Annotated in this window: 21 protein-coding genes; 4 read left to right on the forward strand and 17 right to left on the reverse strand. The window is 60.4% G+C overall.

The features are described 5' to 3' along the window. Window positions 1–3 precede the first annotated feature (3 nt). The 3 genes from menE (at window position 4) to HMPREF2849_RS01320 (ending at window position 3,315) form a co-directional block, all read left to right on the forward strand. The gene (gene menE, locus HMPREF2849_RS01310) at window positions 4–1,170 is read left to right on the forward strand and encodes an o-succinylbenzoate--CoA ligase (protein ID WP_070862497.1); all 1,167 of its coding nucleotides are present in this window, start codon (window positions 4–6) and stop codon (window positions 1,168–1,170) included. A 78-nt stretch (window positions 1,171–1,248) separates the two neighbouring features. After that, a complete protein-coding gene (locus tag HMPREF2849_RS01315) occupies window positions 1,249–2,145 on the forward strand; it encodes a 1,4-dihydroxy-2-naphthoate polyprenyltransferase (RefSeq protein ID WP_016422005.1) in 897 nt (298 codons plus the stop codon). Window positions 2,146–2,154: 9 nt separating this feature from the next. Next, entirely contained in the window at window positions 2,155–3,315 is a 1,161-nt protein-coding gene (locus HMPREF2849_RS01320) for an alpha/beta fold hydrolase (RefSeq protein ID WP_049192983.1), read from the forward strand. Here the strand turns inward: HMPREF2849_RS01320 and HMPREF2849_RS01325 are convergent. After that, a complete protein-coding gene (locus tag HMPREF2849_RS01325) occupies window positions 3,312–3,671 on the reverse strand; it encodes a DUF4229 domain-containing protein (protein ID WP_016422003.1) in 360 nt (119 codons plus the stop codon). The two genes, HMPREF2849_RS01320 and HMPREF2849_RS01325, sit on opposite strands and share 4 nt — an antisense overlap. Before the next feature lie 193 nt (window positions 3,672–3,864). Here HMPREF2849_RS01325 and HMPREF2849_RS01330 point away from each other — a divergent pair, with 193 nt between their 5' ends. Then, the gene (locus HMPREF2849_RS01330) at window positions 3,865–4,131 is read left to right on the forward strand and encodes a hypothetical protein (protein WP_016422002.1); all 267 of its coding nucleotides are present in this window, start codon (window positions 3,865–3,867) and stop codon (window positions 4,129–4,131) included. On the opposite strand, the gene rfbA is transcribed toward HMPREF2849_RS01330, so the two are convergent. From rfbA to HMPREF2849_RS01410, 16 genes are all read right to left on the reverse strand, one after another. Continuing rightward, window positions 4,128–5,003 (reverse strand): glucose-1-phosphate thymidylyltransferase RfbA, encoded by an 876-nt coding sequence (gene rfbA / locus HMPREF2849_RS01335; protein WP_016422001.1) that lies wholly within the window; start codon window positions 5,001–5,003, stop codon window positions 4,128–4,130. The genes HMPREF2849_RS01330 and rfbA overlap by 4 nt on opposite strands. Before the next feature lie 20 nt (window positions 5,004–5,023). Beyond that, a complete protein-coding gene (locus HMPREF2849_RS01340; RefSeq protein WP_016422000.1) occupies window positions 5,024–5,713 on the reverse strand; it encodes a dTDP-4-dehydrorhamnose 3,5-epimerase family protein in 690 nt (229 codons plus the stop codon). A gap of 102 nt (window positions 5,714–5,815) precedes the next feature. Then, entirely contained in the window at window positions 5,816–6,808 is a 993-nt protein-coding gene (rfbB, locus tag HMPREF2849_RS01345) for a dTDP-glucose 4,6-dehydratase (protein ID WP_016421999.1), read from the reverse strand. Between the two features lie 52 nt (window positions 6,809–6,860). Beyond that, window positions 6,861–7,871, reverse strand: a complete 1,011-nt coding sequence (ccsB, locus tag HMPREF2849_RS01350; RefSeq protein ID WP_016421998.1) for a c-type cytochrome biogenesis protein CcsB — start codon at window positions 7,869–7,871, stop codon at window positions 6,861–6,863. Window positions 7,872–8,043: 172 nt separating this feature from the next. Further along, window positions 8,044–9,732 carry a cytochrome c biogenesis protein ResB gene (locus HMPREF2849_RS01355; protein ID WP_070862498.1) on the reverse strand — a complete coding sequence of 563 codons (1,689 nt, stop codon included), beginning with the start codon at window positions 9,730–9,732 and terminating at the stop codon, window positions 8,044–8,046. Between the two features lie 14 nt (window positions 9,733–9,746). Then, entirely contained in the window at window positions 9,747–10,607 is an 861-nt protein-coding gene (locus tag HMPREF2849_RS01360) for a cytochrome c biogenesis CcdA family protein (protein WP_070862499.1), read from the reverse strand. A 23-nt stretch (window positions 10,608–10,630) separates the two neighbouring features. Next, window positions 10,631–11,245, reverse strand: a complete 615-nt coding sequence (locus HMPREF2849_RS01365; protein ID WP_016421995.1) for a TlpA disulfide reductase family protein — start codon at window positions 11,243–11,245, stop codon at window positions 10,631–10,633. A 55-nt stretch (window positions 11,246–11,300) separates the two neighbouring features. Then, entirely contained in the window at window positions 11,301–11,999 is a 699-nt protein-coding gene (locus HMPREF2849_RS01370) for a histidine phosphatase family protein (protein WP_076772585.1), read from the reverse strand. Between the two features lie 7 nt (window positions 12,000–12,006). Continuing rightward, window positions 12,007–13,353, reverse strand: a complete 1,347-nt coding sequence (hemL, locus tag HMPREF2849_RS01375) for a glutamate-1-semialdehyde 2,1-aminomutase (protein WP_049190552.1) — start codon at window positions 13,351–13,353, stop codon at window positions 12,007–12,009. Between the two features lie 35 nt (window positions 13,354–13,388). Continuing rightward, window positions 13,389–15,980, reverse strand: a complete 2,592-nt coding sequence (locus HMPREF2849_RS01380; RefSeq protein WP_016421992.1) for a heavy metal translocating P-type ATPase — start codon at window positions 15,978–15,980, stop codon at window positions 13,389–13,391. 19 nt (window positions 15,981–15,999) lie between these two features. After that, the gene (locus HMPREF2849_RS01385; RefSeq protein WP_016421991.1) at window positions 16,000–16,380 is read right to left on the reverse strand and encodes a hypothetical protein; all 381 of its coding nucleotides are present in this window, start codon (window positions 16,378–16,380) and stop codon (window positions 16,000–16,002) included. After that, window positions 16,377–17,021, reverse strand: coding sequence for a hypothetical protein (locus tag HMPREF2849_RS01390; RefSeq protein WP_016421990.1), 645 nt, complete (start codon window positions 17,019–17,021; stop codon window positions 16,377–16,379). Before HMPREF2849_RS01390 ends, HMPREF2849_RS01385 begins: the two co-directional genes overlap by 4 nt. A gap of 45 nt (window positions 17,022–17,066) precedes the next feature. Continuing rightward, on the reverse strand, window positions 17,067–18,125 hold the full coding sequence (gene hemB / locus HMPREF2849_RS01395; RefSeq protein WP_016421989.1) for a porphobilinogen synthase: 1,059 nt from the start codon (window positions 18,123–18,125) through the stop codon (window positions 17,067–17,069). Between the two features lie 47 nt (window positions 18,126–18,172). Next, window positions 18,173–19,840 (reverse strand): bifunctional uroporphyrinogen-III C-methyltransferase/uroporphyrinogen-III synthase, encoded by a 1,668-nt coding sequence (locus HMPREF2849_RS01400; RefSeq protein ID WP_070862500.1) that lies wholly within the window; start codon window positions 19,838–19,840, stop codon window positions 18,173–18,175. A gap of 204 nt (window positions 19,841–20,044) precedes the next feature. Further along, a complete protein-coding gene (gene hemC, locus HMPREF2849_RS01405; protein ID WP_070566381.1) occupies window positions 20,045–20,977 on the reverse strand; it encodes a hydroxymethylbilane synthase in 933 nt (310 codons plus the stop codon). 15 nt (window positions 20,978–20,992) lie between these two features. Further along, the gene (locus HMPREF2849_RS01410; RefSeq protein WP_083307895.1) at window positions 20,993–22,435 is read right to left on the reverse strand and encodes a glutamyl-tRNA reductase; all 1,443 of its coding nucleotides are present in this window, start codon (window positions 22,433–22,435) and stop codon (window positions 20,993–20,995) included. Window positions 22,436–22,588 lie beyond the last annotated feature (153 nt).

The following is a 22,588-nucleotide window of genomic DNA, read 5'->3' on the forward strand; positions in this document are numbered from 1 at the left end:
GCTATGGTTTGGGTTGTGCGTACGCTCAGCCTGCTTTCCGTCAATCCCCACGACCCGACCGCTATCCTGCCCGACCTCCGCGCGGCGCTCGACGGCGAGGTCTCGCTGCTCCCCGTTCCGCTTCACGACGGCACGCGCGCCTCAATCTTGCGGAACTCGCAACGCGCAGGTGAGCCAATTGATGAGTCCATCGCACTTGTTGTCGGCACTTCCGGTTCCACCGGCACACCGAAGGGTGCACAGCTGACGGTGGATAACTTGGTATCGTCCGCGGCGGCTACACATCAGTGGCTCGGCGGTGAAGGACAGTGGCTGCTGGCGATGCCGGCCTACCATATCGCTGGCCTGCAGGTCCTCATCCGTTCGCTGCTCGCGGGCACGGATCCGGTGTGTGTGGATGTGACAGACGGTTTTGATGTAGCCGCATTCGCCGACGGCGCCGAGGCCCTCACTGGTGCCGGTGCCGGTGCCGGCGACCGCGCCTACACTTCGCTGGCTCCCATGCAGCTGGCGAAGGCCATGGAAGAACCCTTTGGCGTGGCAGCCCTGCGTCTCTTCGACGCCATCCTCGTCGGCGGCGCGGCCTTGAACCCACAGGTGGCAGCGCGCGCGGAAGAGCTCGGCATTAACGTCTTGACCACCTATGGTTCTTCCGAGACGGCCGGCGGCTGCGTCTATGACGGGCAGCCCATCGAAGGTGCACAGGTCGCCATCGAAAATGGTCGCGTCTGGCTCGGCGGGCCGATGATCGCACACGGTTACCGCAATGCGCCCGGTCACGAGGCCTTTTCCAAACCTGGTTGGTTCGCCACCTCCGATGCGGGCGAGATCCGCGGCGGTCGGCTCATCATTACGGGACGCTTGGACACCATCATCGACTCCGGCGGGCTGAAACTGCACCCCGAAGTCCTCGAGCGTGAACTGCTCGCCATCGACGGCGTTACGGGAGCCTGCGTGGTCGGCGTGCCACACCCACGGCTCGGCCACGCCATTGTCGCAGCGTATGAAGGAACCGCTGAGCTCGGCGATGTCATGGACGGCCTCGGCGATTCTGAAGACGCCGGGCGCATCAATCACTGGATGATTCCGAAGGATCTGCGTCGCGTGGAGGCCCTGCCACTGATTGGGCCGGGCAAGGTCGACCGGAAGAAAGTCGCGGCGCTCTTTTAATCTTTTACCTTCCAGCCTTTAAGCCACTCGAACCCGCATTAGTTCAAGGCATTTGGTGTCACGTCCTATTATTAATTCATGTCTGAAGCACCAAAGAGTCCTGCAACGGCGTCGTTAAGCGATTGGCTGGAAGGCGCGCGCCCCCATACCTGGGCGAATGCGTTTGCGCCGGTCATCGTCGGTGTCGGAGCAGCATCGACGCACGCGCCGATTATCTGGGGACGTGCGGTGCTCGCGCTGGTTGTCGCGTGGGCGTTGATTGTGGGCGTGAACTTCGCCAACGACTACTCCGATGGCATCCGCGGCACTGACGATGACCGCTCGGGCCCGCTGCGCCTGACGGGTTCTGGTCTGGTCGAGCCGAAGGTTGTGAAGTACGCGGCGTTCGGTTCCTTTGGTGTCGCCGGTCTTGCCGGTGTGGCGCTGTCCCTGATGAGCGCGTGGTGGCTCATTCTGGTCGGTGCACTGTGCATCGCGGCTGCGTGGTTCTACACCGGCGGTAAAAATCCCTACGGTTATCGCGGACTTGGCGAGGTCTCGGTCTTCGTCTTTTTCGGTCTCGTCGCGGTGCTCGGCACGGAATTCACCCAGACGGGCTCGCTGTCTTGGGTCGGCCTGGCCTGCGCAATTGGTATTGGTTCGGTGTCTTCTGCCGTGAACCTGGCGAACAACTTGCGCGACATCCCCACCGACGCCGCTACCGGCAAGATCACCTTGGCAGTTCGCCTGGGCGACTTCCGCACCCGCATCGTCTGGCAGATTCTCTCCCTCATGCCCGCGCTGGCCAGCAGCTTTATCGCTTTCTGGCGCCCATGGGCGCTGGTGGGTCTGCTCATCGTGCCGCTGTGGGTGAAGGCCTCCGAGCCAATTCGCATGCATAAGAAGGGCAAGGAGCTCATCCCGGTACTGGGGCTTACCGGCAAGATGATGCTTGCCTGGTCCGTCATTACGGCACTCGCACTCGCGCTCAGCTAGGGGGTACCGATGGACTTCCGCACACTGACGCACAAGGCGCTTGACGACGTCCAGGAGGCCGCAACCCGAGTTGGCGACACAGCAGCCAAGGCTCCAGCTTTCGCCCGCAGCGCTGCTCTGCGTTTGACCAAATCGGGACGCCGCCGACTGGCGCTGGAGCACGGTGCGCTGCATTCGCAGACCCGTGAACCGGGACTCACCGATCTCACGTCAACCGGCGTGGTGCATATCAAGACCGCACCGGTCACGGCCGAGATTGCGGCCAAGGACGACGAGCGGAAGGCCAGCGACAAGCCGGATGCTGTCACCACCGATATTCCGGTGCACTGGTACGAGGTTGAACCTAGCGAACCCGCCAAAGAACCCGTGACCATCGTCTTCGTCCACGGCTTCACCCTGGCTGGTGAGTCCTGGTACCGGCAGTTCAACGCGCTGCGCAAGTCGCACCCGGAAGCACGCCTGTTGACTATGGATCTGCGCGGCCACGGCCAGACCGGAGCGGTTCCGGCTTCACTCTGCACGGTCGAAGGGGCTGCGGCCGATGCGCTGGCCGTGATCGCCGAGCGTGCCGCGACCGGAAAACTCATCGTGGTTGGGCATTCGCTAGGCGGTTTGATTGCACTGCACATGGTGCGGGCTGCCGAGGAAAGCATTCGCCGTCGGATAGCAGGCGTAGTGTTGATTTCCACGTCTATCGACAAGCTGGCCGCCCAGGGTGTGCCGCAGATTCTGGCGTCCCCGGTGGCGGATGCGGCGCGCAATGCAATTGAGTCCTCGCCGAAGGAGATTCGCAAGTTCCGCGAGGCAATCGCGTCACTGATGGCGCCGTCGTTGGCGGTGGCGGTGTTCGCCCGGCGCACGGACTACGAGATCATCGAGTTCCACGCGGCCATGATTAATGAAACACCGCTGGAAACTTTCGTGGGATATCTCGACGACCTGCAGGATCACGACGAGTTCGCATCCGGGCCTTACTTGGAGGGCTTGCCAGGAGCGGTACTGGTGGGCACGAAGGACGATGTCACTCCGCGCAAGCAAGCAGACCTAATTATGGAAAAGTGGCCGGACGCCGAACTGGTTGAAGTCGACGGGGCCGGCCACATGTTGCCGCTCGAGGCTCCGGAAGCGGTGAACCGGGCTATCGAGCGGGCCCTGGAGAAGGTGCGCTAGTTTTCCTCGCGGTCCTTAATCTGCTGCGCAATGTATTCCTTGTGCGCGCGGCGGTTCTCCGACCACACTGCAACAGACTCATTGGCCTGGACGCGCAGCTTCGGGAACACAAAAACCGACAGCGGCATCGCAATAATCAGTGCGAACACAGCCGTAATTGCAGCCGGAATCTGCACATTAACGAGGTAGATAATCACGAGCAGAATGAAGAACAGCACTAGGAATAGCAGCAGACGAGCAAGGCCGTACCAGAACAGCCCCTTCATGGCATTGCCGCGACCAGCATTCTTGGTCACCGGAGCTGCTGGCATCTGAGCCTCAGAAGCCAACTTGTCCTGCTCTGCTGGATTGGTCATTAAACCCTCACCTCTACGTGTTACGCCTGTGCTGTGCCCGGGCGTTGCTAGCGTCCATGGCTGTTCGTGTCCAACGTTCCTTTGTACCCTAACGAACTCTGTACGCCGTACCGCATGCAGTGCGATACCCCTCGTGGGCACTACGGGACTCGTTGCGTATTCTAGTCGGTAAATCCAGGAGGTTAGCTATTACATGGGTCGGCTCATTCTGCTGCTGTTCATCATCCTTGTCGTAGTCATGCTGTGGAAGGCATTTGGCCCCGGCAGTCGCGGCAACGGCATGCGACGTATTTCCGCTCCGCAACCGGAACCCCGTCCGCTCGCTCCCGACGATGATCCGGAGTTTCTCTGGAAGCTCAAGAAGGCCGAATTCGATCGCCGTAAACGTGAGCAGGAGCTGCAGGAGCGGCGCGAACGGGAGCAGGACGACAACCCCGATAATCCCGGCGAAACTGACTAAACGTCCTTGCCACGCAGCAACAACTGCTGTAGATATTCCCCGTAGCCACTGGCGCTGAGGGCGTCGGCACGCGCGCTAAGCGCAGCATCGTCAATGAATCCCATGCGCCACGCCACCTCTTCCGGCGAGCCAATCTTTAGCCCCTGCCGCTGCTCAATCGTGCGCACGAAATCACCCGCGGCCATCAGATTGTCCACCGTGCCCGTGTCCAGCCATGCCGTGCCGCGCGGCAGCACCTCTACCTGCAGTTTCCCGCGCTCCAAGTAGGCGCGGTTAACATCCGTGATTTCCAATTCGCCGCGTGACGACGGTTGCAGCGAGCGAGCTATCTCAACAACCTCGGCATCATAGAAGTACAAACCAGGCACCGCGAAATGGCTGCGTGGTTTCTTCGGTTTCTCCTGGATCGCCACGGCTTTGCCGCTTTGGTCGAAGTCCACGACTCCATAGGCTGTGGGATCTGCGACCCAGTAGGCGAAGATCGCTCCGCCATCGACGTTATGGAAGCGGCGCAGCTGCGTGCCCAAGCCAGCACCGTAAAAGATGTTGTCGCCGAGGATGAGGGCAACGGAGTCATCGCCGATGTGGTCCGCACCGATGATGAACGCTTCAGCGAGACCACGGGGCTCGTCTTGGGTGGCAAAGGTGAGGGTGAGGCCCCACTGCGAGCCGTCGCCAAGCAAGCGTTCAAACTGCGGGGCATCATGTGGCGTGGTGATGACGAGGATGTCCCTGATTCCCGCTAGCATCAGCGTGCTCAGCGGGTAGTAGATCATCGGCTTGTCATAGACGGGAACCAGCTGCTTGCTTACGCCAAGTGTGATGGGAAACAGCCGAGAGCCCGTACCACCTGCGAGGATGATGCCCTTCATAGTGCTCGCGCCTTTCTGCCTTACTGCCCGGCCGCTTCGTTGGCGATTGCCCACTCGTCGCGAGCCATGTTCTCAAGATCCTTGCAGTCAAACTCACTGGGGAGCTTATTGCCCTCGGCCTCGAACTGCTCGATAGTCGGAGCCTTCTGATCGCGCTCGGAGAGAATCATGTCCGCGTCGGTGAGACCACCCTTGGCCAGCAGCGCAGCCAGGTCAATTCCGAGAGTCGGGTCCTGGATGCTAACAGCACGCTCTGCCTCCGGGTTGTAACCGGTGGAAGTGAGGTAAGTGAGCACAGAGTCGTCGGCAAGCGAGACGAAGCCATGTCCGATGCCGTTGGGCAGATAGACCACTCGGCGGGTCTTGCTGTCGAGCTCGAAAACCTCGACCTTGCCGAAGGTATCGGAGCCGCGACGCAGGTCAACCGCAATGTCGAGGATGTGGCCCGCGGGACAAGTAACCAGCTTCGCCTGGCCGGGGTGGCCATCTGGCGCGGTGCTGACGTCAGCGAAGTGCAGGCCACGGACAACGCCTGCGGCGGAGACACTCATGTTGGCCTGCTCCGGGAAGAACGGGTAGCCCGTGGCCTCGGCGAATGCGTCGAGGCGATACCACTCGTGGAAACTACCGCGGCTGTCGCCGTGGATGACCGGTTCGAAGGTGAAAACGCCGTCGATAGAAGTGGGCTGGAATGTGCTCTTAGGGCTCATGGGTAACAAGTGTAGACGGGGCGCCCGGGCTGAGGCTGTGGCACGCGTTGAGTGTGCACTGAGTGTGCGTTGAGGGTTCGCTAGGCATGCCCCAGCAGCGAACTACAACTCCTGCTCGCGCTCCGCGTAGCCAGCCTCAGCGGCATCGTAGGCCGCCGCCCACCAGGACTCGTTGGCGCGATACCAGTCGATGGTCTCGGCGAGCCCCGCGGAAAAGTCTTGGTAGCGCGGCTGCCAGCCAAGGCTGCGGATGGATGCGGGGTCAATCGCATAACGACGGTCATGCCCCGGGCGGTCAGTGACATGGACAAAGTCGGACCGCTCACGACCGAAGCCCTCCAGGATGTCTCCGACCACGTCGAGGTTGGAACGCTCGCCATCGGCACCAATCAGGTAGGTCTCCCCCACCTCGCCAGAATCCAAGATTGCCCAGACCGCGTCGTTGTGGTCATCGACGTGAATCCAGTCCCGAACATTCTCGCCAGTGCCGTACACGCGAGGGCTACGACCGCGCAACAGACCACAGATCTGGCGGGGAATCAGCTTCTCCGGATGCTGCCTCGGCCCGTAGTTGTTCGAGCAGTTACTAATCGTCGCAACCAACCCGAAGCTGCGCACCCACGCCCGGACAAAGTGATCCGCTGAAGCCTTGGAGGCCGAGTAGGGGCTGGAGGGTTTGTACGCGGTGGCCGTCGTAAAGCGTGCTGGATCGTCGAGAGCGAGATCGCCGAAGACCTCGTCGGTGGAGATGTGGTGAAGGCGGACGTCGTGGGTGGCGCAAGCCTTGGCCAGATTCACGGTGCCCATGACATTAGTGGTGACGAAGGGATCGGCATCCACCAGCGAATTGTCGTTATGGCTCTCTGCGGCGAAGTGGACGACCACGTCGAAGCGGGGCACGAGGCGATCGATCAGCTCCGCGTCACGAACATCGCCGCGGATGATTTCACAGTCCGCGCCATCCAAGCTCGCAGGGTTCGCGGCATAGGTGAAAGCGTCCAGCACCGTGACATTCACATCGGGCCGTGTAGCCAGAGTGCGGAGAACGAAGTTGGAACCAATAAAGCCGGCACCACCGGTGACGAGAACGCGCATGGAAGCGATTCTAGTTCACCCGGCGATGCCGGCTTTGTACAAGTGTGAAGACTTAGTTCAGACCAGCGTAGGAGTGCAGGCCCGAAACCACCTGGTTGATGAAGAAGAGGTTGAACACCATGGTGGCAAAACCGAAGATGTTGATCCACGCGGCCTTGGTATTACGCCAACCCGAAGTCGCGCGAGCGTGCAGGTACAGGGCGTAGATAATCCAGGTAATCAGCGCCGTGGTCTCCTTCGGGTCCCAGCCCCAGTAACGACCCCATGCGGACTCGGCCCAGATAGCGCCCAGCACAATGCCCAGACCGAACAGTGGGAAGGACCAAATAGCGGTGCGGTAAGCAATCGCATCCAGCTTTTGAGCATCCGGCAGCGGCGCGACCAGTTTGCCCAGGAAGCCCTTTTCCTTGCCCTCGCGGTTGTACATCCGCAGCATGTAGAGAATCGAGGCAACACCGGAAATCAGTGCGATACTGCACCCGATAGAAATAATCGAGACGTGAACCGGAATCCAAATCGACTGCAGTGCCGGCACCACCGGAGCAGCCTCAACATATAGGTTCTTACCACCGTAAAACATCAGCGCCAGAATCGGAGCCAACAGCCACGGCCAGAACACACGCATGGTTTCACGATGCAGTACGCCAGCTGCAATTGCCATAGCAAAGAGGATTGAAACTGATACGTACTCGTAGAGGTTGCCCCACGGGAAACGCTGCACGGCCAGGCCACGCAGCAGCACCGATGCAAAGTGCACGGCCACCCCGACGTAAATCAGCATTTCCGTCACAACGCCGAGTCGGTTCGTCAGCACCTGGTTCTTAGGCTCGCTTGCCGACGACTTCGTCGCCGACTCCCCCGAGTCAGCAACACTAGCGGTGGTAGCTCCCTCACCCGCACCGGCGGCTACCAGCTCGCGTTCCGCAACCTGGCTTTTCGCTTCAGCGGCCGCGATACGACGACTGTAGTAGGCAATGGAAATAACAAAGGCCACAAGATAAAAGGCGAAGGCCGTGAAGTACGACCAGTCCGAAAACTGCGCCAGTGTCTTATTGACGAGCATGTACTTGGCTCCAAAGTGTGGAATTAGCGGAATACTTCTTCAAACCCTAGTACTAAAGCAGGACTAAGCAAAAGGGGACCGGGGACACGGGGGACGCAAAAATGCGCGGAGGCGCAATTCTCGCCCCCGCGCATTCACCCTGCAGTAATGATGGACCAGACTTAGTGGTCAGTTAGCTTTTGTCCTTGTCGTCCGCGCTCTCGTCGGTCGCAGCATTGTTGTCAGCAGCATCCTCGTCATCACTGTCACGTTCCAGGATGTCATCTACGATGTACTGGAACTCCTCGCCCCAACCTGCCTTGTCGGTGCGGGCAAGGCCACCGAACTCAACGCGAGTGCGGCCATCTTCCAGCGGGAACATGCGCACCCAAACACGTCGGCGCTTAATGCCCAACGAAAGAACCATGCCCGCCAGTGCGGCCACAGTTGCCACCAGCACCCAGAACTGCGTGGGATCGTGCGAAACCTGCAAGTTGACGAATTCCTTCGCACCGAGGAATTCAATCTTGGTGCCGTCGGCAAGCTCGGTGGATTCGCCCTGCTTGAGGTTGACGCGGGCTTCCTTAGCCAGCTGACCCGAGTGCATCAGATCGCGGTCGAGGGAAAACAGCCCCTGCGAACGACCGGTGTCCAAGCCCGCGTCGCCGCGGTAGATGTCGACAGCCACGGCCGGGTCTTGCATCGCCGGGTAAGAGGACTGCAGCAGAGCACCCTTTTCACCAGTAAACTCCGCGGTCGGAGCGAACAGTCCCTCGATTGCAATCTGGTTCTGGCGGCGCTCGAACAAGTCCGGGTACATGCCTGCTGGTGGGTCGAAGCGCAGCGCACCAGAGGACAGGAAGAAGGTCGGATCATCCGGACGGAACTGGACAATCGACGTACGCGACTCGCCATTCGGCCAGGTCACCTTGAACGCAGGCGCAAAGCCGTGCCCCTGCAGGTAGACGCGGTCACCGGCGATGCGCAGAGGGTGGTTGACCTGCAGCGTGGTCTTCTCCCACTCATCGACAGGCTTACGCATATCCTCTTCTTCTGCGAATCGGATGTGCGAGGTAAACATCTTGGCCTGGCCGTTCGGCAGGTAATCGGCCGCGAAGTCCTCTACCTGAATACAGAACGGGTTCAGAGTCGTACCGTCGAAGGTGTTTCCCGAGCGCAGCGAGTCATAGTTCGCCGCAGCGGTGTTACAGAACGGAACGCCCACCGCGCTGTTGACGTTGTCATCAGAAATTTCGGTGCCGGTGTTGGTCAGCAGAATGACCTGGCCCTCGTAATAGATCATGCGCCCCAAGCCGACGATGATAATCAGCAGCGCAATGCCCAGGTGGAACACCAGGTTGCCAAACTCACGCAGGTATCCCTTCTCCGCGGAAAAGGATCGTGCCCCAGCGCGATCTTCATCTGCTGGAGTCTCGGTCAACGCCCACTTGTTCAGGCGCTCACGCACCCGCTTAGAAACTTCGTCCGCGGAAGCATCGACCACGGCTTCGTCGTGAAGCGGAAGACGCGCCAACCGTTTCGGCGCCTTGGCCGGTGGCGTCTTCATGGCCTTGTAGTGGTCGATGGTGCGCGGAATAATGCAGCCAACCAGGGAAATCAGCAGCAATGCCACGATGGCGACGAACCAGACGGACGAGAAGACATCGAAAAGCTGCAGCTTATCCATGATCTCGGCGGTCTTGCCGTTGGCGGCTAGATACTGGTCGACCTTGTCCTTATTCAGCGAGCGCTGTGGCAACAGGGCGCCCGGAACCGCTGCGAAAGCGAGGATGAACAGCAGAATCAGCGCTGTGCGCATGCTGGTCAACCAGTTCCAGACCTGCTGGAAGGGCTGTCGTACCTTATTCCAATTCACCGACATCGAAAAATCTTTCACTAAATTGGCGTTACCGTATCAGTAATAAAAGCGGCCTGAACCCAGGCAACAAAAACATCCCACAGTCCCGTGACCAGGGCAATTCCGACCAGCACCAGCGCCACACCACCGATGAGCTGAATAGTTCGCGAGTGCTTACGCAGGAAGTCCACTCCACGCATCGCGCGTGCCGACCCCAGCGCCACCAAAATGAACGGCAGCCCCAGCCCCAGGCAGTAAGCGATAATCAGCGCCACTCCCCTGGCCGCGGTCATACCCTGCGTGCCCGCGGACACCGAAATAATTGCAGTCAGCGTCGGGCCCAGACACGGCGTCCACCCCAGCGCGAACACCGCGCCAAGCAGTGGCGCTCCCAGCCACGTGGTCCAGCGCTTCGGCGCCATGCGGGTGTCCTTCTGCAGCGCCGGCACCATGCCCATGAAGGCGAGTCCCATCACGATGGTCACCACGCCACCGACAATCGTCAGCGTGCGCGCCTGCAGACGCAGCGTGGACACGAGCCCGAAAATTGAGGCCGACCCCAGCACGAAAATGACAGTGAAGCCCAGCACGAACAGCAACGCAGCCAGGCCGACGCGGGCAGTTGCGGAACGCTTGCCACGCCCTCCATCGCCGTCATGCTTATCGACGGAGGTTGCGTCCGCAGTGCCCGTCGTCAAGCCCTGGCCCTGCGCCCCCGATGCTCCGGAAATACCGGTGAGATACGAGACGTAACCGGGCACGAGCGGAATGACGCACGGGCTGGCAAACGAGACGAGACCAGCCAGCGCAGCAGCGAGCAGGCCTAATAGGATGGGACCGCCGGTGGCGGCGTCGGCGAACTGTTGGCCGATGCCATCGGCAGAAAAGATCGTGTCCATGGCAAGAGTTGACATGCCGGGGCCTAGCCCTCCGCCTTCACTTCATTAACAGCCTTCATCAGCATGGTGTGATCGACCTCGCGGAGGAAGACCTTGGCCGGGCGGTGCTGCTTGTCCAGAATGATGGTTGTCGGAATCACCGAAGCCGGGATGCCGCCGAGTGCGCTGGCGTTGACGAAGGCCGGGTCATAGATGGACGGGTAGGTGATGCCGTTGTCCTTCACAAAGTCGATGGGAGCCTGGCGGACATTGTCGCGGACGTTGATGCCGAGAACGGTGCCGATACCTTGCTCTTCCATCTGTTCCTGGACATACTGCAGGTCATCCGATTCGGATCGGCACGGTGCGCACCACTGCCCCCAGGCGTTTAGGACCACAATCTGGTCCTTGAAGTCATCGAGGGAGATTTTCTTGTCGTCGTCCTCTAGAGAAGGACCGAACACCTTGCCGACCGGTTTGCGCTCCTCGGGTGCGTAGTCAATGATCTGCTGACCCCCTGGAGAAACAAACTCGAACTGACCGCCGACGGCAACGGCATCGTGTCCCACTGAATCTCCGGGGTTACATGCTGCGAGCGACAGAGACAGAGTTGCTGCCGCTAGCGTTGCTGCAATTCGGGACGATGAGACCTTGGCCACTTGGGGTGCCACCTTCCGGGGGTCAGTGAAACTTCAACAAAACTATTTATTCACCTTACAGGTGACCGGCCGGTTCACTGTAGCGCACGTCGACAATGGTGTCGCCGACGAAGACCAAGGAGGTCACGCTGGCCAGATCGCACTGCCTAGTTGCCGGGTTGTGGGCGAGCTTCAAGTACCGCGCACGACGCTGAGCTGCAATGATGCACAGCTGGTGCGTCACCAGCACCGCTTCCGCTCCTTCGGCGGCCTCGCGGGCTCGCTCGATGGCGTGGAACATACGGTCCGCGATCTCCTCGTAGGGCTCGCCCCAACTGGGCACGCTCGGACGACGCAGCCGTGGCCAGTACTTCGGATTCCACAGTGCGGAGTCAATGCCCTTGATGTGCAAACCCTCAAAGGAGTTGCCAGCCTCCAGCAAATCTTCATCCAGGGTCGGCTTCATGCCGATTATCTCGGTGAAGGGCCGTGAGGTTTCCTGCGTGCGCTGTAGCGGGGAACAGGCGAAGTAGCGGATGTCGTGGCCTTCGAAGGACGAGGCCGTGGCCGCTGCCTGACGCTGACCGCGCTCAGACAAGTGCCAGCCGGGCAGGCGACCGTAGAGAATCTTATCCGGGTTATAAACCTCGCCGTGGCGGACGAGATGTACGACCGTGGTCTTGGCGTGCTTTGTTGCACGCTTAGACGCCTGGTTTTCCGGCTGTGTCGGCTGCGATTCCTGCTGTGCTGCCTGCGAATTGGTCTTGTTCGGCACGTGTCACCTACTCCGGCTTGGCGGTTGCCGCCGCCTCGGCCGCGCGGGCTGCTGCACGCTCGATAATCTCGAAGTCGGCGTCGGTCAGCGCAGCGGAGACGAACCAGGTCTCGTAGCAAGAAGCCGGCGGGTAGACACCATTGGCCAGTAGGGCGTGGAAGAAAGCCGGGTAGCGGAAAGTATCCGCTGCCTGCATCTGCTCAAAGTTGTGCCCCTCGCCCTCGGCGAAGCGTGGCGAGAGCATCGTGCCCGCACGCTGAATGTGGTGGGCCACGCCCTGCTTGGTCAGGGCGTCGGACAGAATCGTGGCCAGGCGATCTGCGTTGGCTGCGACGGTGTCATAGACATCCTTCGTGGCATTTTCCAGGTTGGCCAGGCCAGCTGCCATAGCGACCGGGTTACCGGAGAGTGTGCCTGCCTGGTACACCGGACCGTTCGGAGCCAAGTACTCCATGACGTCGCGGCGACCACCGAAGGCAGCTGCCGGCAGACCACCGGAGACGACCTTGCCGAAGGTGGTCAGGTCACCGGCCACACCATCAATGCCGTACCAGCCGTTGTAGGAAGCGCGGAAGCCAGTCATGACCTCATCGAGAATCAGCAGTGCGCCGTCTGCGTGGCAGACTTCCTTCAACTTCGCGTTGAAGTTGTCCTGCGGTGCGACGGTACCCATGTTGCCCGCTGCCGCCTCAGTGATGACACAGGCAATCTCGCCCGGGTTCTCAGCGAATGCGGCCTTGACGGCCTCAATGTCGTTATAAGGAACAACAATGGTGTCGGCAGCCGATGCACCGGTGACACCCGGCGAATCCGGCAGACCAAAAGTAGCGACACCGGAACCGGCCGATGCCAGCAGCGCGTCGACGTGACCGTGGTAGCAGCCGGCGAACTTGATGATCTTGGAACGGCCAGTGAAACCGCGAGCCAGGCGTACTGCGGACATGGTGGCCTCAGTGCCGGAGTTGACCAGACGCACCTCATCTACCGACGTGCGCTCAACGATGTGACGAGCCAGGTCGGTCTCAGCCGTCGTCGGAGCGCCGAAAGACAAACCGCGAGTGGCGGCGCTCTGAACGGCCTCCACCACTGCCGGGTGCGCGTGGCCCAGAATCATTGGACCCCACGAGCAGACCAAGTCCACATATTCGTTGCCATCAACATCCACGAGACGAGAGCCCGCGGCGTGGTCAATGAAACGTGGGGTGCCACCGACGGAACCGAAGGCGCGGACCGGCGAGTTCACGCCACCCGGCGTCACTGCCTGAGCCTGCGTAAAGAACTCTGCCGAACGATCGGTGAGCTCAACGTTTTCTGGGACATGAGGAGCATTAATGTCTTGAGTCACGGTGACCATCGTAGACGGCCACTCGGATTAAGGGCTACCCTGCCCTACCAACGTCCCAGCTTCACCCTGAATAGATGCTTGCGGCGAGAGGACACTCGACGGGATCGCCAGTCGATCCACAAGCTGGAGAAAATCATCAAAAGCGATGCCAGCAGCGGGTGAATCATACCGGTCATACCCAGCAGGATGACCGCAACGTTGTAGAACCACGCAAAGTAGATGTTGGAGTCCATCATCCGCACCACAGCACGCGCGATTTCAATGGCCTCCGGAATCGACAACACGTTGTTACGCAGTGCCACGACATCGGCGTAATCAACATCAAGATTCTGATTGCCTTCGGTGTTGTCCATCAAAACACCCACGTCAGCGGCACGCAGAGAGTCCCGGATGTCCTTGTCGCCAACCATCACGACAGTCTCGCCGTCACTGTGGACCGAACGCACCGCAATGGCCTTGCGGGAGGCAATGATGCCCGCGAATACTCGTGAGATATTCAGCCGGTCAGCAAAACGACGGGCTACTGGATACGGATCTCGCGTGATCATCATGGTGTCCACGCCCATATCCTCAAGCTGGTCAATGCTCTCGACCGCATCGGGCTTAATGTCCTCACCAATGGTGATGACACCACGGACCTTGCCACGCCACGACACCACCATCGGAGTACCGCCACTGAGCGCAGCCACGGCCATTTTCTCGCTGAGTGCAGTGAGATCACGCGGACGCCAAACACGCCCCTCAACAAAGCGCATCTCCAACTTGTCGTCCGAGTCCTTCACCGGGATCTCTACCTGGCCAACGAACGCACCGTCTTCCGCAATTGCGACGTGTACAGTCTCAATCCAGTGCGGCACCTCGCCACCGCCGGAACCGGCGTCGCGGGATACACGGCACGCGCGCACGATTGCCGCTGATGCCGGGTGGTTGCTCTCCATCATGAGAGCGCCCGCCACACGCAGAACCAGATCCGGATTTTCATTGCGCTCAGCGGCGACACCGAGCACGTGGGTGTCACCCTCGGTCAGCGTTCCAACTCGGTTAAAAATCACCACATCGGCAGCGGCCAGCTTTCGGAAAGTCTCATTGCCACGAATCAAGATTCCGTTACTAGCACCGGCCAGAATCCCGATGCGCTGCACGGTCGACGTAGACATTGCCAATGCCACCGGCGCGATGCCCGAGAGCATAGCCAGCGCCACCGCGAGGGCACCGCTCATCGTGCCAGTCGCCAGCCACCAGCCGCAAAAAGCCACGCCCGCCAACGACAGCGTCCATGGCACCAGCTCTGATGCCGAGTGCACTGCGGTCTGGTGCATCACCGTTTCTTCTCGAACCGCTTGACGAAGCCAGCGCGCTATCGATGACGCCCGGGTCTTGAAACCGGTGCGTTCCACGCGCACCTTGAGCTCCGAATCCAGGTTGATTGCACCGGCCCAAACCTTGGAATTGACCTTGACCTTCTGCGGTTCAACGCCGATACCGAGTAGCTGCGCATCCATCGTGGACGCACCACCGATGACTGAGCCATCAACCGGAATCACCGAGTGCGGTGGAACCACGATGTCATCACCGATATTGAGCTCCGCGACCGTCACCTCCACCCGTTTCGGCTCCGCGGATTTAGCGCTCTTGCGCACGACTGTCACGTTTCGCTCAGCTGGAATGCGCAGGTTGCGCAAGATTTGTCCAGTACGCACCTTGTTGTAGCGCGTAAACATGCGACCTGTTAGCAACAGCACAGTCAGGCCGCACGCAACGTCGAAAAACACCTCTGCCGAGGCGCTTTCCCGGTAGTTGAAAGCAAACCAAGTGGGCGCAGTGGTATATCCAATCTGTCCCGCGGGACCAAAGATAAGCTGCGCTAGCGACCACAGCCACGCCAGCAGGATGGCAATGGAGCTCGCCCCATCCAGCGCCGACATCCGCCGACGCAGGGACGCCGCCATTGCCCGGTGGAACGGCCAACCACCCCACCACACCACAATCGTGGTCAGCACAAGACACATCCACTGCCAACCCGGGAACTGCCAGTTGACGTTCAACGACGTCACCAGCACCGGAATCGATAGGAACAGGCTTCCCCAAAAGCGTTGCTTGGTCACCAGTTCACGCGCCGTGAACAGTACTTCCGCGCCACCGCCGCTTCGGCGCAAGGCCGCTTCACGACGGCGAATGCGCTCCTCCTCATTCTGTTGAGCGGCAGCCGGAACAGCGGGACGGCGATGTTGTGACACATCCAGCCGAGTTGCACGACGCCGAAGCGTGCTGCGCGTGAGGTACGACTCGACCCCAATTTCGCGGAGAGCTTCGATGAACTGATTCGGATCGATGGTATCGGGCGCGGTAATCCACGCGCGTCCGGGCTTGTAGACCACAGAGGCGGTCACATCTGGAAAGGATTCCAAAACATGCTCAGCACGCTCAGCGCTCTCGGCGTTTTCCAAGTTTTCCAGGATGAGTGCGAAAGCTGTGTTGGACTGGCCTCTGCGGTGTGCAAGCCGCTGATGGGCACTTTCTTCGTCGATGTCCTGACGGCTTCGTGGCAATGCCTTACGAGCAGCGACCTTGGCATCCACAATCGCTTGTTCAACGCGATTGTCCAGAGAGAAATCAAACTCACCGGTGTCACTCATGGCCTTTGAAACTTTCCGTCTAATCCTGTGGCTGGTTGGCGCGCGTGAGCGCTAATTCACGATAGAGCAACAGTAGTCCACACGCCATCGCCAGGCTGGGCGCGATAACCCATACAGTCAGCGCTCCAGCCATAATGGCAAAGAACATGGCGAGAGCCGTGATAATCACCATGATGAGCAGGCAGTTCCGGGAGAGTTTGAACTCAGTGGCCGTCGGCAAGCAGCCGCTACCAATAAGCGAGCAGACCAGCGTCACACCGGCGACGATGTAGATATCGCGGCCAACGGCGGCGGGAGCCTGCGAATAGTCGCCGGTGACCAGTATCAAGCTCAGGACAATCTGGGCGATGAGCGCGACGAAGAGCACCCACTGCCAGGGCCGACTCGGCAGGGACATCATCGCTTGGACTCCTCAGGCTGCTTGGATTGCTTGGGCTGTGACTGGCCCAGCTGCTGTTGCCGCTTTGGATCAGCGCCATGCTTCGACGCTCTCGGCAGATGCGATTCCGGAGCGGACGGGGTCCACGGTTTCGACGGGCGCTGATGATCGAAGTAGTCCTTGGATTCCTTCGAAGCGGCGAGCACTAGACCCGCTACCGCGGCAGTGGCCGAGGCGATTCGCACAATTCCGCTGATAAGAACGAGGGATGCCGGCACTCCCGATTCTGAAGCCGTAGAAGAGAAGAAGGACATCAGCGCCGACAGTGCCAGGTAAAGCGAGCCGATAACCAGCACGGTGCGAGCACCTTCGCTCCCCTTGCGCATTCGCTCGATAATGGCGAAGAACGCGATGCAAAGCCCCACTGCGAAAAAGAACGCGATAACGATAGTCGCCTTCATGGCAGCATCAATCTGGCCCTCGCTGAAACCCGGGAAATTCTCCTTAGCGGTTGAGGGGCTCATCAGCATTTCCGGATGCAGCCAGTAGGTCACCGTAGCTACCGCAGCGACGAGCAGCTGCAACACGGCCGTAACCCGCCACGCCTGCCTAGCTCCCTCGACCTGCTCGGGAATTGCGGGCTTCTTCTCTTCTTTAGTCATCCGTCCACTTCTCGATATTTATTACTGCACGTTCACCCGAGCGAATTAGAACTGGGCGCGCAGCTTCTTCGCCAAGTCCACCGCTGCGTACGTCAAAATCTGCTCCGCACCGGCACGGCGAATGCTCAGCACTGCTTCCATCATCGCAGCATCCAGGTCAATCCACCCGTTGGCGGCAGCGGCGTGAATCATCGCGTACTCACCAGAGACCTGGTAGGCGGCAACCGGCACCGGCGACATATCCGCGACCTCGCGCAGAATATCCAGGTAGCTCATGGCCGGCTTGACCATCACCATGTCCGCACCTTCGTCAACGTCGAGCTGCACTTCAAGCAGGGACTCACGACGGTTTGCAGGATCCTGCTGGTAGGTACGGCGATCACCCTGTAGCGAGCTGCCCACAGCTTCACGGAATGGACCGTAGAAGGCGGAGGCGTACTTTGCCGAGTACGCCATGATGGAGACATCCTCATGGCCAGCGGCATCCAGGCCCTCGCGAATTGCGGCAATCTGGCCGTCCATCATGCCCGAAGGGGACACGATATGGGCACCGGCGTCGGCCTGCGCAACGGCCATCTTGATGTAGTTAATCAGCGTGCGGTCATTCTCAACGACCGTGTTGCCGAAGCGATCCGTGCCCAGCACACCACAGTGGCCGTGGTCAGTGAACTCATCCAGGCAGGTGTCGGCCATGATCAAAATGTCATTCCCGAACTCGTCGCGGAGACGACGCAGGGCACGGTTGAGTACGCCCTCCGGATTCCAGGACTCAGAGCCCTCGCCGTCCTTGTCCGCATCCAGCGGGACACCGAAGAGGTCAACTGCCGAGATACCTGCCTCAACAGCCTCGCGCACAGCTTCTACCAGGGAGTCCTCGGTATGCTGCACTACCCCGGGCAGGGAGCTGATGGGCTTCGGCTCATCAATACCATCTGCAACAAACATGGGCAGGATGAGATTTTTCGGAGTCAGTGTCGTCTCCGCCGTCATCGCACGCATCACCGGGTTGGTGCGCAGCCTGCGTGGGCGACGAATCGGGAGAGGAAATCCAAACTGTTCGAGATCGATTTCGCGGGATGATTCAGAAGCTCCAGATGTAGTCATAAAGACAACCTTAATCAAAACGCGAACTCGCTCCGGTACGCCCCTGCTCAGTCCTTGGTTTTACGCGAACGACGACGCTTCTTGCGCGGTGGTGGCAGCTGCCCTGCCGCCCGCAGTTGCGCAACATGCTCTGCCAGCGCATCCACCAGCTCCGGGATGCTTGCGCGCTCCGGCACGACATCTACCCGCAGGCCGTACTCGCGAGCCGTGGCTGCGGCCATCGGCCCGATGCAGGCAATGATGGTGCGAGCATGCGGCTTACCCGCGATGCCGACCAGGTTCTTCACCGTCGACCCCGAGGTAAAGCACACTGCGTCGAAGCCACCGGACTTAATCATGTCGCGGATATCCGCACTCGGTGGCGCTGCCCGCACGGTACGGTAAGCGACCACATCATCAACTTCCCAGCCCAGGTCAATCAGACCGTCGACAAGCACATCGGTGCCGATATCGGCGCGCGGCAGCAGCACGCGGTTGACCGGATCGAGATCCTCGATGTACTCCGGGAACACGTCGACAATGCCCGCGGCGTTCTGACGAGTGTCGTCCGGAAGCAGCTCCGGGGTAATGCCGAGATCACGGATGGCAGCAGCGGTGCGATGGCCGACTGCTGCGATGCGGACCCCGGCGAAGGAGCGCGCGTCCAAGCCGAATTCCTGGAACTTCTCCCACACTGCGGTGACGGCGTTGACGGAAGTGAAAACAACCCACTGGTAACGGCCGTCGACAAGCCCCTTGATGGCGCGTTCCATCTGCGCTGGGCTACGTGGTGGCTCGATTGAGATGGTCGGGACCTCAATCGGGATGGCGCCGTGCCCAACGAGACGAGCACTCATCGGCCCTGCCTGCGCCTTGGCGCGTGGGACCAGCACCTTCCATCCGTAGAGGGCCCGGTTTTCCCACCACGAGTACTTCGAGCGATTGTCCACGCCCTTGCCAAGTGTGACCACCAGCGGACCGGTCAGGTCTCCCGAGAGCTGTGCCAAGGTGCCCAGCGTGACATCGTAGGTGCGCTGCAGCCGAGTCGTACCGTTGACAGTCACCGACACTGGCAACGACGACGGCAGACCGCGTTCACCGAGTTCGGAGGCAATAGCGGACAGGTCATCCTGCACAGCCTGCAGCACCAGCGGCTGCGGTGCCTGTGCCAGCTCGTCCCAGTCCACATCGGCGCGACCGAGATCGGTCTCCGTGTACGTCGAGCCCAACGCGATACCGGCAAATGCCGGGACGGTGGAGGGCACGGACATACCAGGGACGATCTGGAACTCAACCTCGGCGTGCGAGACCTCGTTGATTTCGGCCAGCAGCGAATCGTTGGTCAGCGGATTTCCGGCCACCAAACGCACTACATCATTGCCTTTGGCTGCTTCTTCGACGAGCAGGGCGGCCATCTTCTTGGGATCGTCGATAGGCTCGCGCAAATCTGCAGCGGTCGGCGGTGCCGGGCGCGGCGGCTTACGACGAGATCCCTTGGCCTTGGCGGCGGCGCACATGCGCTCGTACTCTTCCTCGGCTTCCTTCAGCAGCTCGGGAGGAACAGGCACATCGGTTGCGACGAGCTCTCGAACCCCCGGCATGACATCGGCGTCGACGTAGGCGATAGCGGTGTCTGCGAGAATCTCACGGGCGCGAAGCGTCAGCAGGTCGGGATTTCCAGGACCAGCGCCGACGAACAGGATGCGTCCCGTTGCTGAGGGGAGGGAGGTGTTCATCGTTGCGGAGTGATTTCTTTTCTATTGGTTGTTCACTTTTCGTGCCGATGAGTCTCTAAGGAAGAAAGCGGACATGCGCCAACGCATGTGAGGGGCAGGTAGACACCTGAATCTCACATGCGAGCACACGAAGGAAACCCTTATCCCAACGGCATGCATACAGGCCTATTAGCATAAAGGGTTTGAGCCAAATTAACTAACCGGCTACTTTTGAGATTCCCGCAGGGTATCGCCCATTACCTCATGAGCACCCCGTTCAAGCAGGGCCGCCGCAACCTTCCGGCCAAGCTCATCGGCCTTATCCACGGTTGCGGTAGCGGTCTCGAGCAACTGGCGCGATCCGTCGACTGCGAACACCCCCGCCCGCAGGGTGAGTTCACCGCTATCGCTCACGGTTGCGTAGGCCGCAACCGGGGCGGTGCAGCCTGCTTCCAGCTCATTGAGTACAGCGCGCTCAGCGACAGCGCGGGCATGGGACACCGGGTGGTCAATCTTCCGCAGAATATCCACAATTTCGCGGTCAGCAGTGCGGCACTCCAGCGCCAGGGCGCCCTGGGCCGGGGCCGGCATGAGGACGTCCATGTCCAGGGATTCCGCAATCTCTCCGAGGCGCCCCGTACGCTCCAGTCCGGCGCGAGCCAGAATGACAGCGTCCAGGTCCTCAGAGACGCGCCCCATGCGGGTTTCGATGTTTCCACGCAGTGGTACAAGTTCCAGGTCGGAGCGCAGCGCACGCAGCTGAGAGACACGACGCGGCGCGGAGGTACCCACTCGAGCACCCTCAGGCAGGTCCATCAGCGGCGTGGCATCGCGGGAAATCAGCGCCTCTCGCGGATCGACGCGCTCCGGCACGGCTGCGACCATCATGTCGTCTTCCGGCAACGTCGGCAAATCTTTAAACGAGTGCACGATAATGTCGCACACCCCCTCGCGGAGAGCATGACGCAGCGCCTGGGTAAAGACACCGATACCAATCTTTTCCACCGGGTCGTGGCGGTTATGGTCACCGGCGGTCTTTACAATCACCAGCTCTGCAGGCTGCCCCAGCTCAATCAGTGCATCACGGACGTGGCCGGCCTGTGTCGTGGCCAGTTCCGAGCCCCTGGTACCGATACGAATAGTCGCTGGGTCAGGCATGTTTCCCTCCGGGTGTTAATTTTTGGTGGTTTCAGCAACGCCTTCAATGATGGCACTACTGTCAAGACCATACTGCTCAAATCCCTGCATCCGCCCAATTCGGCCCTCTACCATGAGATCTGCGGGGATATCGGTGTCAGCATACAGGCCAGAGGGGGTAGATAGGGGCAGGTCGAAGAGCTTCTGCAGCGCAAGCGCGTAGTTGCCACCACCCTGCTGACTAGAAAGCTTCTTGACCTGCACCGTTGGCACATGCAAGAGCTTATCGACGACGCGGCGAACCGTGGACTCGACTTCGCGACGTTCCTTTTGCGTAAGACCTGGTGTCTTCGCCTCCAGGCGAGCGAGCTCAGCCGCCGCCACATCTGCCGCACGCTCACGCAGAGCGCGAACAGTCGGTGCTACCTCGCTTGCACGCTGCGCCGTGAGGTAGGACTCCAACTCTTCGGCCACAATGTCGCGCGCTGCAGCCTCATCATCACGGCCCGGGACCTCCGTGCGAGTCATCTGCAGCAATTCGATGTTGAATAGTGCAATCCCCTCAAGCCCGGAGACATCCTCCGCAACGTCGCGAGGCATAGACAGGTCGACGATGGCGAGCGGGCCGTGGTCGATGACATCAGCAGCTGAGACCACTGGTGCCATGGCTCCGGTGGCACTGACGAGAATGTCCACATCATCGAGGACATCAGCGAAATCATGCAACGCAATAGCAGTAGCGGGGATGCCCGCTTCGATCGAGTGGTTAGCCAGGTTCTGCGCCCGGTCAACGGTGCGGTTGGCAATAATCAGACGATCAATGCCGCAGCGCCCCAGGTAACTGGCGGCCAGCGAACTCATCGCACCGGCGCCGAGGATAAGGGCCGAACGTCCGGCCAGAATATCGGTACCCTCAGCGACGTCAACACCAGAGTTGAACCCAGGATGCAGCGCAGCAATCGCCTCGTCGATGGCCACGGAGACCATCGATGCGCCCGCATTATCGATCAGTGTTTCGCTGTGGACTCGCTTGCCTGTGTGCAGCGCCTTCTGCGCCAAGTCATGCAGCATGCGACCGACGGTGCCGGCTTCGTCCGCTTCCTGGTAAGCATTGCGAAGCTGACCGATAATCTGCTGTTCCCCCAGCACCATCGAGTCAAGACCAGCACACACCGAGAAAGCATGCTCCGCTGCGGCCTGTGCGTACCGCACATAGAGGTGCGGTGTCAGTTCATCGAGTTCGAGCCCAGTACGACCGACAATTTCACGGACCACGGCCGATAGCCCAGAGTGGAAGCCGTTGGCCACCACGTAGTACTCAACGCGGTTACAGGTCGACAACAGCATCGCTTCGCTGATCGCTTCATCCGCGACCAGCCGAGCCAAAATGGCCTCTCGCTCAGTTTCACCGACGGAGACCTTTTCAAGAAGGGTCACCGGTGCAGACCGGTACGACATTCCGACGAGAAGCACACTCACCGCTCAATCACCGCTCTATTGCTCCTTCACAGGCCCCGCTACGGGCTTTTTCACACAGCTATGACTGTTAACGCTAGACAACTCTGCCATCTCGTCACAACAAAGGCATACTTTACTTAGTCTCTACCTCGATGTTCGCAGCACTCCCCTACT

The sequence above is a fragment of the Corynebacterium sp. HMSC073B01 genome, assembly GCF_001838255.1.
GTDB classification, from domain to species: Bacteria; Actinomycetota; Actinomycetes; order Mycobacteriales; family Mycobacteriaceae; genus Corynebacterium; species Corynebacterium jeikeium_D.